At 38.3% G+C, this 12,925-nt stretch carries 11 protein-coding genes; 1 reads left to right on the forward strand and 10 read right to left on the reverse strand.

Annotated features, from left to right (window positions below; all coding sequences use genetic code 11):
- Positions 1 to 47: 47 nt before the first annotated feature.
- On the reverse strand, positions 48 to 683 hold the full coding sequence (locus EW142_RS01825) for a sugar transferase (RefSeq protein WP_130608829.1): 636 nt from the start codon (positions 681 to 683) through the stop codon (positions 48 to 50).
- 135 nt (positions 684 to 818) lie between these two features.
- Here EW142_RS01825 and EW142_RS01830 point away from each other — a divergent pair, with 135 nt between their 5' ends.
- A complete protein-coding gene (locus tag EW142_RS01830) occupies positions 819 to 1,562 on the forward strand; it encodes a hypothetical protein (RefSeq protein WP_130608832.1) in 744 nt (247 codons plus the stop codon).
- Between the two features lie 27 nt (positions 1,563 to 1,589).
- On the opposite strand, the gene EW142_RS01835 is transcribed toward EW142_RS01830, so the two are convergent.
- From EW142_RS01835 to murJ, 9 genes are all read right to left on the reverse strand, one after another.
- On the reverse strand, positions 1,590 to 2,186 hold the full coding sequence (locus tag EW142_RS01835) for a sugar transferase (protein ID WP_313790898.1): 597 nt from the start codon (positions 2,184 to 2,186) through the stop codon (positions 1,590 to 1,592).
- A gap of 71 nt (positions 2,187 to 2,257) precedes the next feature.
- Positions 2,258 to 3,391: a glycosyltransferase family 4 protein gene (locus tag EW142_RS01840; RefSeq protein WP_130608838.1), complete on the reverse strand. Its 1,134-nt coding sequence runs from the start codon at positions 3,389 to 3,391 to the stop codon at positions 2,258 to 2,260.
- Between the two features lie 22 nt (positions 3,392 to 3,413).
- Positions 3,414 to 5,315 (reverse strand): asparagine synthase (glutamine-hydrolyzing), encoded by a 1,902-nt coding sequence (asnB, locus tag EW142_RS01845; protein ID WP_130608841.1) that lies wholly within the window; start codon positions 5,313 to 5,315, stop codon positions 3,414 to 3,416.
- 12 nt (positions 5,316 to 5,327) lie between these two features.
- Positions 5,328 to 6,464 carry a glycosyltransferase gene (locus EW142_RS01850; RefSeq protein WP_130608844.1) on the reverse strand — a complete coding sequence of 379 codons (1,137 nt, stop codon included), beginning with the start codon at positions 6,462 to 6,464 and terminating at the stop codon, positions 5,328 to 5,330.
- Between the two features lie 6 nt (positions 6,465 to 6,470).
- Entirely contained in the window at positions 6,471 to 8,324 is a 1,854-nt protein-coding gene (asnB, locus tag EW142_RS01855) for an asparagine synthase (glutamine-hydrolyzing) (protein WP_130608847.1), read from the reverse strand.
- A 23-nt stretch (positions 8,325 to 8,347) separates the two neighbouring features.
- Positions 8,348 to 9,307 carry an ATP-grasp fold amidoligase family protein gene (locus tag EW142_RS01860; protein ID WP_130608850.1) on the reverse strand — a complete coding sequence of 320 codons (960 nt, stop codon included), beginning with the start codon at positions 9,305 to 9,307 and terminating at the stop codon, positions 8,348 to 8,350.
- Between the two features lie 9 nt (positions 9,308 to 9,316).
- The gene (locus EW142_RS01865) at positions 9,317 to 10,405 is read right to left on the reverse strand and encodes a glycosyltransferase (RefSeq protein ID WP_165395203.1); all 1,089 of its coding nucleotides are present in this window, start codon (positions 10,403 to 10,405) and stop codon (positions 9,317 to 9,319) included.
- Positions 10,398 to 11,540 carry an O-antigen ligase family protein gene (locus tag EW142_RS01870; protein ID WP_165395204.1) on the reverse strand — a complete coding sequence of 381 codons (1,143 nt, stop codon included), beginning with the start codon at positions 11,538 to 11,540 and terminating at the stop codon, positions 10,398 to 10,400. The genes EW142_RS01865 and EW142_RS01870 overlap by 8 nt, the downstream gene beginning before the upstream one ends.
- Positions 11,541 to 12,890 (reverse strand): murein biosynthesis integral membrane protein MurJ, encoded by a 1,350-nt coding sequence (gene murJ / locus EW142_RS01875; protein ID WP_240740135.1) that lies wholly within the window; start codon positions 12,888 to 12,890, stop codon positions 11,541 to 11,543.
- Positions 12,891 to 12,925 lie beyond the last annotated feature (35 nt).

Below are 12,925 nucleotides of genomic sequence, written 5' to 3' on the forward strand. Positions count from 1 at the left end.
GTAAACGTTACTCTTTAATTCAGTTCTAAGCTTATTAACCGATTAGGCTAACTCCCCTCTTCATTTGATCCTCTGAAAAAAGACATTGTCTCATTTTCATCGGTATTGACATCCCTCGGAAATAGTATTTTTTTAACGGTCAAAGCCAAGATTCTCAGGTCCAGAAAAAGACCAATATGGTCCACATAGTATAGATCATGGGCAAATTTTTGTTCCCAAGAAATGGTGTTTCTGCCATTAACTTGGGCCCATCCTGTAACCCCGGGTTTTGCATCATGCCTTCTCATTTGTTCTTCTGAATAATATTCTAAATATTCCTCTCTGAGTGGTCTGGGACCAACCAAACTCATTTGGCCTATAATGACATTGATAAGTTGTGGAATCTCATCCAATGAATATTTTCTGATGAAAGTGCCAAAAGGGGTGATTCGTTCCATATCTGGGAGTAATTCACCATGCGAATCCCTTTTGTCGTTCATGGTTTTGAACTTGATAATTTTAAAAATCTTTCCTTTTAAACCGGGTCGACGCTGAATAAAGAAAACCGATCCGCTATTGTAAAAAGCCAACAGGCAGCATACCAAAAAGAAGATTGGTAATAACAGTATGAAGGTGATTAAGGAAACAATAAAATCAAAAAACCGTTTAATCGGTAAATAAATTTGTATTTTATTTTGCTTCATAAAGTCATACTTTTTGAACTGTAAGTATTTTTGGGCAAATGTTTGCAAAAAAAAAGAAATGGGCCAATAAATCGGACGTCCGCTATTTATTTTTGTTGTTAGGTATTCTTCGTTATGAATTTAAAAAAACTAGTATTGTCCTCACCTTTGGCAAAAGTGGCCAAAAATAGTGAGGCTTTTCTCGACGCTGCAAAGGTAAATCTATCCAGACAACCTTCAAATAAGCAGAATACGGCATATTTAATATCCCCTTTTAAAACAGGGACCTATTATTTAAGCAGCTGTTATAAAAGTGATTATGTTCAACAGCAGCCCATGCAATATTTGAGCCTAAAAAAGCTCGATAAGAATTTCAGCACATTTTTTGAAAAGAGAAAGGACTTTTTGAATTTGAAATTGGAGTGCTCGGGTTTTTGGTCAGTCTACCTAGAGGAATTGGCGAATGATGACTTAGCAAAAAACCTTACCTATATATGTTTATTAAGGCCACCCTCAAAATGGATAAGTTCAGTAATCAATTATTGGGGCATTCTTGATTACCTCAAATTCGATTACCTGAATGAGCTTTTTTGGAAAAACAAAGTAGGAGTGGATTTAACGGATTTCAATCTAAAGACCGAAAAAGAAAAGGCTATGGTTCTAAATCGTTTGGCTGATTTTTATATGGACTTTACGAGAAAAACGGCATTATTGGAAAATGTGATCTACTTGGACCTTAACAAGATTGATGAGCAGTTGCCAATAATCGATAAGTTGATTGAACTTGAATCACAACCGCAAAAGGCTTCAAAAAATAAGAACAAAACCAAAAGTTTTGAATACTCCAATCCCGATTTGGATAGGGAATACAAGGAGATGACGGATAAGCTCAGGGCATAGAAAGGCTAAAGATAAGTTTGTGATGCCCTATTTCCCTTGCATTTTTTTGTAGGTAATAAAGTCTACCATTTTAGAGTAAGGGTCGACCTCTACATCTTCTCGCTTAATTACTTTAATTACAGTTTTGAATAGGATGACCAAATCTGTTTTTAATGAAATACGGTTTACATATTCAATGTCTTTTTCCAAGCGCTTGTCCCAATAAAGCAAATTTCGCCCCGAGATCTGAGCGAGACCTGTAATGCCGGGCTTAACGTTATGTCGAGTTCTTTCAACACTATCGTAATACGGTAAATAACTCATTAATAGAGGTCTCGGACCAATAAAACTCATATCTCCCTTTAGAACGTTTATCAATTGGGGAATTTCATCCAAAGAAAATTTCCGTACGATTTTACCAACTTTAGTGAGGCGCTCCGTGTCAGATAGAAGATTTCCATCCTTATCCTTCAGGTCTCGCATGGTTTTGAATTTTACCAAAGTGAAAGTTTTCTCATATTGTCCCGGCCTTTGCTGAAAGAAAAGAAAACTACCGCCGTGGTAGGACACAAACAAGAAAACAGAAACCATTAGCCAAATGGGCAGCGTCAACACCAACATGGTGAGTGCAAAAAAGAAATCCATAAGTGGCTTAAAAATTTTTACGTAAAAAGAACCCATAGATGCTTTTGATTTATTGCCAAAAAATGAATTGGCTATTCCAACGAAGATTCAATTACCTTGATTAAGTCTGCATTTATTAATTGTACATCGAACTTCTTTTTGGCCAGTTCATTACTGGCTTTCCCCATTTTGTTGATTTCAGCTGTATTTTCCAATAAAAACTGCATGGCTTCTATTAAGCTATCTAAACTTTGGGGGGCTATCAAAAATCCATTTTCCCTATTGACCACAGTTTCTCTACATCCAGGCGTATCGGTTGTAATTACTGGCAGTCCTACTGAAAGTGCCTCAAGGATTGATCTTGGGACGCCCTCCCTGTAATAGGTCGGCAATACAAACACATCAGAACGCTCAAGAAACTCGGGTACAACGTTTGAACGGCCGTGATATACTACAATTTCGCTTTCATGAAATTGGGTCAAATCTTCAAGCTTTATCGCTGAAGGTGATTTATCAGGTGCTCCGATAATATGAAATTCGGCCAAAGGGAATCGCGGTTTAAGCTGCTTGGCTGCTTCAATATACAGATGGATTCCTTTTTCACGGATTAAGCGCGCTACAAACAAAAAAATGATTTTTTCAGAATCGATTTTCTTTTGGCGAAAAGGATATCGTTCCAAGTTAACACCCGAGCCGTTTACTATAGACGTTTTTTGTTTTTTGGAGAGAATTTTGAGTTTCTGAAAAAGAGCCAAATCATCTTTGTTCTGAAAAATCACGGCCTTATTACTTCTAATAGACAGTTTGTACAATACTTCCGCAATGTTTTGGAGAAATCTAGCCTTTTTCGAGGTTGCAGAAAAGGTAAATCCCAAGCCCGTAATCAACGAGACTACTCTTGCTTTTGTCATTTTTGCAGCAAAAGAGCTGTAAAGAACCGGTTTTAACGTGTAGGGAAAAACAATATCGACCTTGTGTTGTTTAATAATTCTTCTTAGCTGAAAAATTGACTTTATATCTTTAATGGGATTAAGTCCTGTTCGCTGAAGATGATAAGATAGGGGTGAGGCTCCCATTGCTCTAATCTTGGATGCTACTTTTTCGCTCATCGATGGGGCAAGCGCCAGTACCTCAAAGTCATTGGCGACCAACTCTTTGATAAAGTCTCCGCGAAAACCTATCAAGGAAGCGTCATAGGAACAAACAAGCATAATTTTTCGAGCCATGGTCCAATATCTTTAAGTCTTTTTATAAGTGGGCGCCGTTGTGGGTGTACCATTTTTGAAAACAATAAAAGCCCCATACTCTAAATGTACTGTCTCGCTTACCAGATAGATGGTCTTTTACCAAATTTATTATCTGTGGGATGTTGAAAATTCCCTGCTCCTCCAAAAACTTTGGTTCAATGTAGGATTCCAGTTCTTTTCTTAGACTTAATCGGAGCCAATCACCTACAGGCGAACCAAATCCACTTTTACTTCTATCCAAGAAGTTCTCTGGAAATTGATCTCTAAAAGCTTCTTTAAGAATGTATTTTTTGTTCCATCCCTTCATGAGGAAGTTCTCGGGTAACGAATTGGTGTATTCCCAAAGAGCCCTATTGAGGAAAGGAGCCCGACATTCCAGCGAGTTCATCATACTGGTACGGTCCACCTTGGGCAGCATTCCTCCTTCTAAACTTAGAACCCAATCTACCAACCTATAGTCGGTTAGTGAAATTGGTTTAGCAATGCCCAGTCTTTCTTTATATGGATCAAAGATGTTTTGATTCAGTAAAGTCGGGTTTAATATCTCTTTGATATGATTATCCGTATTATTTAATGAAATGATATCCCAATAAAACTCGTTGGCATAGTCAACCGCATTCAAAAACTTTCGAATCTTAAACCGTATACCTCTGCTATCGTCCTTATCTTTTAAAAGGCTTGTAGCCAACCTTGTGAACTGCCGATGTAGTCCCTCGGGAACCAATCGGGTATATTTTCGGTTCAACATTCCGATGTAATATTTGTTGTACCCTCCAAATACTTCATCTCCACCGTCTCCGGTAAGGGCTACTTTAACATGCTCTTTGGTCTTTCTGGAAATCAGCTCTGTAGGCAACGCCGCGGTATCGGAAAACGGCTCATCAAAATTGATTAATATTTCATGAATATTGTCCTTTAGGTCAACTTCACCAATGATAAACTCATGATGATTACTGTTGATATGTTTCGCCACCAATCTGGACTTGTCTGTTTCGTCAAATGAGGTCTTGGTAAACCCAATTGAAAAAGTATCGATTTTCTTACCGGTATGTTGCGATAGACATAGCGAAACAATAGAAGAATCTACCCCACCGGAGAGAAAGGTCCCTAACGGCACATCGGATATTGAACGACTGGCAACACTCTCATACACCAACTCCTTTACATGTTTTTTGGCCTCGTCGAAACTGACATTTTGTTTCTGAGGATACGTATAGGGAGTTATTTCCTTTATTTGAAAATCGTGTTTGTTTAGATCATAAACCATATAATGGTTTGCCTCGAGTTTATGAATGCCTTCATAAATGCTATAAGGGGCTGGGATATAGGTCAGCCTAAAGAATAAATTAAGACCATCGACCGAAATTGGAGGCTTGGAGGTTAGAACCTTCGTTATGGACTTTAACTCTGAGGCCCAAATAAAAGAGTCATCCATTTTTGTGTAGTACAGGGGCTTTTCTCCAAAAAAATCCCTTGCCACAAAGACTTTATTCTTGTGTTGGTCATAAATACTGAACGCAAACATGCCATCTAGCATGGAAAAGGATTCCTCCCCGTACGTTTCGTAGAGTTTGAGGATAACCTCAGTATCACTTTGGGTATTGAATGTCTTTCCCAAATCCAATAAGGAAGACTTTAAGGACCTGTAATTGTAAATCTCGCCGTTAAATACAATAACGATTTTCCCATCCTCAGACTGAATAGGTTGTTTTCCTGTTGTCAAATCAATGATCGAAAGGCGCCTCATGGCCATGCCCAAGGAAAAACTATCACCAGAAAAGGTACAGCTTCCATCATCATCGGGCCCCCTATGAATGATGCTGTCATTCATAGTTTTCAATTTGCCGTGCAATTCCTCTTGGGACGCTTTTTTTAGACTAACAAGTCCATTGATTCCACACATTTAAATAACTAATTATGGATTGAAAATTGAGTTTTTATATTCCTCAAGGATACCTGCAATAGCAAAATCTGAAATCCTTTTTTTTAGATGGGGAGCATATTGGTTTTTGAAATCCTTATTCTGGGTCATGGATACAATGGCCTCTTTCATAAGCTTACTGTTTCCAACCGGCACCAAGGTACCGTATTCAGATGGCATTAATGCATCCAACTTTTCGTTTTGTACTTCAAGTATTTCAGAAGGACCTGCTTTGCAATTTGTTGAGATGATGGGTAACCCACATGCCATGGCTTCTAATAGAACGTTTGGAAAACCTTCATGGTTCGATCCAAAAACAAAGATATCGGCACCTTTTAAATACTCAAATGGGGTGTCGATAAAACCTAAGAGATAAACGTTGTCCTGAAGCTTTTTCTCATTTATAATACCCTCCAGCTCTGATCGTAGCTCCCCATCACCCAAAATATACAGCCGAATATTTTTTTGATCTGCAATGGCTTCTATCAGCATTTTATGGTTTTTACCGGCATCAAGTCTGCCCACCGTAATTAAATTGATATAGTTCGGATCGAAAAAATCTTGTTTTATACCTGATTTTTCCACCTTCGATAAGTCGATGGGATTGTAAATAACGTCAATAATGGTTTTGGGAACTTGGAAGTTGGCAACCAGATCTGAGGCGTTTCCGTTTGAATTGGCAATTACCAAATCAGCTTTTTTATAGGTTTTTTTAATAAGAACCTTATTTATCTGGCTTTTGAGATCACCATAGCCATATTGGAGTGATGGGAATGCTCTTTCACTTATAATTCTTTTAGGACCCTTATGGAAAAACCTGGATAGAATATTGATATAGTTCGGCCTTGTCATAAGACTTAGCGAATGGGTAATATTCTTTTTTTTACATAGCATGGCATACTTGTAAGCGAGAAGAGGCACCTTCGCTAACTTGGTGAATCCAGATTCACTAACCTTGGATTCATCAATGTAGTATATCGGAATGTCCTTGGGTATGTCATAAACAATTTTTCGGTTCATCATAATCAGAACCACATTCAACTTTTTAGAATGGAAATAATTTAGCAAATTGGAGACCACACGCTCCGCACCACCTCCGCCAAGTGAATAAATGAGTATTCCTAGAGTCATTCCTTTTTATTTGATGGATAGACCTTTGCCATTAGTTTTTAACCATTGCTTCAGAACCAATAGTTTCCAAATCAAAGAATATCTGTTCCAAGATCCTGTCATGTGTTGGTCGATCATTTTAGTTACCTCTCCTACCTTGATTCCTGGAATCGCCTTCAGCTCATTTTCACTTAACTCTGAGAGTACAAAGTCTTTTAAATCTTTTTTAAACCACTCCTTAAACGGCATGGTAAAACCAGCCTTGGGTCTATCAAATATTTCTTTGGGAGCATGTTTGTAAAGTATGTCCTTTAGAATTCTTTTTTGATTTCCTTTAATGAACTTATAATCAGTTGGGAGAGATCTTGCAAAGTCCACGACCCTGTAATCCATTAAAGGAGCCCTTGCTTCAAGGGAGTATGCCATAGTAGCTCTGTCCACTTTCGTATTAATATCCCAGTTCAAATATGTTTTGAGATCGAAATCAGACGCTCTTTCATAAATGTTCTTGTTCTTATGGAACAGGTACTTTAACTCTTCAAATTCAAGAGTGTTCCTTGGGGTTTCCAACCAAGTAGCATTGGAATTGGACATGGTACGCAAGTAAGCTTCGTCGATGTTTTTGTTCTTGATGGTCTCAGAAATGATCTTTAGCCTATAATTCGGAGCCAGCTTTAAAATCTCGGCTCCAAAGAGTCTCAAAAACTTAGGAATGGCGTAAATCTTACTAAGATAGGTCAACCAATTATATCGGTGATAGCCCAGAAAGCTTTCATCACCTCCATCACCAGACAATGCTACCGTTACATGCTGTCTGGTATATTTCGCCAATAACATGGATGGGATCGCCGATGAATCGGAAAAGGGCTCATCGTAAAAATCAGTGAAATTTTCAACTAGGTCAATACCTTCTTTGGGATCACATTCGATGATGTGATGATCAGTTTGAAGATGATTGGCCACTTCCGCTGCATATTGGCTTTCATCAAAGCCCTTTTCATTGAACTTAACGGAAAATGTCCTGATTTTTTCACTTGTGGTCTTGGTGGCCAAAGCAGCGACAAGAGAGGAATCTACACCGCCCGATAAAAAAACTCCCACAGGAACATCCGCTACCAGTCTGATCTTAACCGCATCGGCGAGTATTTCTTCAAGTTCATCCTTTGCCTCACCATATGAACCAGCGAAAGAAGGGCTTTTTGAAATGTCTATATCCCAATAGGACTCTGTTTCGAAATGCCTTGAGGTAATATCGTAAACAAAAAGGTGTCCTGCGGGCAGTTTATTAACTTCGTTAAAAATGGATGAGGTATCTGGAATGACCCCCCAGGAAAGGTAATCGAGAATTGCATTCTTTGATATTGATAAATGCTGATTATGCAATTGTATTGAGGACAATTGGCTTGCAAATTCAAACCCCTCGCCAACGGTGGAATAATAAAACGGCTTTTGACCCAACCTATCCCTAGCCCCAAATAAAATTTGCTTTTTGGCATCGTGGATCACAAAGGCAAACATACCATTGAATTTTCGCACACAATCTTTACCATATTCCAAGTACGCAGCGCAGATTACCTCTGTGTCACTAGTGGTCCTAAATGTGTACCCTAGGTTGCTAAGTACTTTTTTTACTTCGTTGTAATTGTAAACCTCACCATTGTACACAATCGATATGGAATCGTCATAGACAAAAGGTTGGTGCGACCTTTGATCGAGGTCCAATATGGAAAGCCTGTTATGGGCCAGGCTAAGTTTTTTCCCATTTGGCAAATCGATTGCCTTATACCCATAAAAATCGGGACCTCTAAAATTTGTCAACTTCATCTTTGCTGCAACCTCTTGGCTGCTATAAGGCAATAAAGAACCGTAAATACCGCACACAACTTTTACAATATTGATTTACATTAATTCTTGGAGGGATGATTCGGCAAAATCAACATATCACCCAATTTCCTATCCCATTCGGCAGGAAGTATGGGTCTATTTCCACCATCGGTATGAAACGTTATTTCACCGAAATACAACTTTCCATTCACGTCATACCAATCTATTCGAACATATGAAAAATCTTTTGCCAAAGATTCGGACAAAGAAATCATTTTTTGAAGATTTTGGGGTTTCTCAACGTCATAATCACTCGGATTGGTCAATTTCCCATTTTCTTTTGGTGAAGGCCACCGATATGGTTGTCTTTGCCATTCTTTATTGTAGAAGTTTCTACAGTGATTACCAGAAAATCTCCCGATATCTACCTGTAGCATGATAACCTCGCCATTAAAACAGTGCATTTTGTAGTCTTTGGCAGGATCCCCGTTTTGATCAAGCAATAATTTTTCAACAATTATTCGGGGTTCAATGTTTTTATACTGCCATTCTTTTGAGCTGTAATAGTAATTTTTTTTCAATCTTTTTCTTAGGCCCTTTTGGACTTGTTTCCAATCGATTGATGATTTATCCCTAACCATTATTCCTCCACCGCTATCATGGTTGGTCTTAATAATAAAGGGATGATTGGGCATGTTTTCCGGAGCAATATCATTTGGGTCTTTGGACTGAAAATAAAGGGGGACAAGATATTCTTCCCCTATTCTTTTTTCAATATAGTCTCTTACAGCGTACTTGTCGGAACATATGGTATGCACGGGTGTTCTGTCATTTAATTTTAGCCAGACTATTTTCTCGTTCAATGTCTTGGGGTTCTCCAGATCAACCTCCCGATTAAAGGATTTTCTAAACCCGCGTTTTGCGAAAGCCTTTTCAGACATCACCCTATTCAAATAGAAATTATGGAGGTTTATAAATTGTTGAATTACAATATGACCAACTTTTGTTCTCTTATATAGATATTTAAAAAGTTTTTTCATACAGATCGGTTAGTTGTCTTTTTTAGTGGTACAATTGATGATTAAATCTTCATATTTGCCCAGAATAATATCTTGATGGTATTTATTCAACACTGAATCTGAAACAGCAGTGGCATCCCATTTTTGATTCAACGCTTTTTTGATATAATGAACGAATTCGGTATGGGATTTGGCAATGTAACCGTTGACTCCGTCTTCAACAATTTCGTTTATCCCTCCAGGAGCCTCAAAGGCAACTACTGGTGTTCCAACAGCACAGCTCTCCAATAAAGCGTTTGGAAAACCCTCAACAAAGGAACCCTGAAGAAATAGATCATTTTTGGCCAAGTATTTGGGAACCTCATTTGTAAATGGAATGTGGGTAATACGGTCTTGGATTCCAAATTCCTTTACTTTTTCAAAAACATCGGGTTCCAGGGCGCCATTACCTATGATGGTATACTCAAAATCAAAATCCAATTCTTTAAGTGCTTTCAACAACCTTAAGTGTCCCTTTCTTGGTTCCAAACTACCCACTGTAATGAGTTTTTGAACACCGTTGGTCGGTTTGACTTTTTTTTGCGGCACAAAATTTCTAGTAATGGGATTGTTTATTATAACCAATTTCGAAGTATTTATGGGAGAGTTATGCTTTAACTCCTCATACATATCTTTAGATTGGCAAATTACGACATCCAGAAATCTGTACCCCAGTGTTTTAAATACCTTTGGATAGGACCTATTTGTTTTTTCAGGATAATTTTTCAGAACGCTAGGTATATTGACCTCTCTTCCTATGAACGTAACTTTGGGAAACAAGGGGGCCATTAAACCCATAATGATATTTAAATGACTCAATGCACTGATTACAACCTGAGGTTTTATTTTTTTCAGGGCCGAGTAAATGGCTGGTATGGATGACAGAACGCGTGGCTTGTTTAGGTAGAGTATTTCGATGTTTTTCACATCGAACGCTTTGTCTTTTTCAAACCCCAGAACAATCAAAGTGACTTTGAATTTATCCTTGTTCAGATGCCCTGCCACGTAGGACATAACTCTCTCGGTACCTCCGGCGCATAAAGAGGGTATTACAAAGACAACGTTTATCCTATCAATCATTTTTTTGGACTCCAGATTCATTTCGCTTAAATTCAATTAACCTTGCATAAAGGAACAAAGTGAAGAAGATGTTAGAGAACTTCTCAAAATAGGTGTGTCCCACGAGCAATGAGGTAACAACGACTATATTTAGAAAAAAATATTCGGGCTCTGAATTATAATAAAAAACACCTTTGATGAACAACGTCCCGATGATCCAAATTAAGACCAGAAAAGGTATAATTCCGGCCTCGCCAATCACCATTAAATAGGTATTGTGAACCCCTGCCCATAGACCAAAATGCCTTCCTTGAAGTTTTCTGTAGCCATTTCCCAAAAAAGGCTTGTCAAGGATTATGTCGTAGTAGGTGGCCCAAGTATCTGCTCTTGAGTCGCGGTTTATTGTTTCTGTGTGAACTTGTTCTTCACTATCAAAAAGACTATTGAGCGCCTCAAATCGAGAAGTGTTTAATTTCAAACCTTCGCCCCCAAAGGTTAATATCAGAACCAATACGGCTACACCAATAGCAGGTGTGACCATGTTTTTCTTGCTTTTGACCATACCCAATAGGTTCATCAAAATCCAGATGGAAAAGAAATATCGTGACAGTGTCAACAAACCTGCAAAGGAGAAAACAAGTTGTCCGAGTAGCTTTAGTTTGCTATTCTTGATGCCATAACTGATTGAGAAACCTGATAAGCATATTATTGCGGCATAGTTTGGGTTTAGGTAAAATCCACTGAACCTCCCATAGTTACTGCCAAAGTGTGCGTCTATATTGGCAAAAAACACAGAGTGACATACAACACTTAAGGCTCCAAAAATTAGAATGACATAGATTTCATTAAGGGTTGTTTTTCTGGCCAAGTCTGCACAACAAACAACAATCAATATGAATTTGATAAAGTTGGTGAAAAATTCCCTGTCGCTTACTCCAGTATAGTTCAATCCTGCAAGGGTGTAATAAGTAAGGCCCAAAATGATGAATGGCCACATAAGCCCTTTTTTGTCTTTGTTCAAAATGTAGTAAACCATGGCTAAAGCAATGGTGAGATAGCTTGTGGCGGATCCCATGGCAGGGCTGATATAAAACAGTGCGAAGGTTGGAAACCCCCACAGAATTAATATCAAAATGATGTATTTTAAAATCTTCACCTATTCCCTGTTAACTCGATTATTCAACCTAATGGTATACCGAAGTAATATTAAAAACCTAATAATGACCACACATGTGGTACAAATGGCAATTCCATATACCCCGTAGAGCTTCATAAATATGATATCCAAGACTACGTTGAGGGAAGCTCCAATCAAGGAGACCAAAGCCATGAAATTGTTCTTGTTGATGCTGGTTAAAAAGTTCACCAATACCATTCCACTAATAGTAAAAGGTACATAAATCAAAAATATTGTTTGCACTTTGCTTACAATCTCGGTGCTCTCCGCTGTAAATGAATTCCGTTCAAACAGAATTTTCACCAAAGGATTGGATAAGGCAATGAAAACAATGGTTGCCATTAGGCTTATTACAAACAAATGGCGCAATATTTTAAACAGTGATTGAAAGGCCAATTTCTCGCTCTGTACCGCCTGCTTTGAGAAAAAGGGCAAAAGGACACTATTTATGGCAACAATGGCAATAGTGGTTAGTAAGGCTGGAACTTTTAGACCAAAATTAAGCGCTGCAATGGACCCAATGGCCAACTGTGCCGCAAAAAACTGATCGGTAACAGGTAATAATCCCGTCAAAAACCCTGAAGATACCTTGGCAGGAAGCTGAGCAAACATGAGCTTCACATTTTCCGATTTGAAATTGGGAACTCCGAGTATCAGTATTTTTTTTCTCGTGGCGAACACCAACAGCACAAGTAACTGCAAAAAGCTACCTATTAGAGTGCCCAAAGCCAATGCCAATTCGGGCGCTGAGTCTTTCAGTCCAAGGATAGCCAACAGGATTGCTATTGGGATAAGTATTCCGCTCATAACCGGAATTACAAATTCGTTGTTTAAGTGCAAAAGTTTTGAAATCAACGAAGAAATTCCCCATAGCACTATGCAGGGTACAACATAGTAGAATTGAGATTTAATAAGTTGATAATAGATATCGGTATGACCCTTAAAAAAAAACTCCACGTAGACATCGGTGACCAAAACCGATACCACAGTAAAGAACAACGATATACCTAAGGTTATCGCAAAACCATTTGCCTGAAATGCGCCAAGTTTATTAGAGACTTTTGACTCACGCACATAATTTGGAATGAATACAGTACCAATGGCACTTAAAAAAACGTTGTTGATAAAGTTGGGAATCAATACAGCGATATAGAAGGTATCCAGTATCTCCGATAAGCCATACGTAGAAGCAATAACTGTTTCTTTGAAAAAACCAAACCCCTTGACGATCATAGTCAAAACGCCAATCAACATTACATTCCTTGAGACGGGGTTTTTTAAATAACCCATCCCTTTGGAAATCATAAGCTGTATGGAAGGAATTTTCAAAATATTCAGGTTTTAAGCTTAGCTCGGCTTTGGTA

The sequence above is a fragment of the Flagellimonas allohymeniacidonis genome, from assembly GCF_004296335.1.
Taxonomy (GTDB): domain Bacteria; phylum Bacteroidota; class Bacteroidia; order Flavobacteriales; family Flavobacteriaceae; genus Flagellimonas; species Flagellimonas allohymeniacidonis.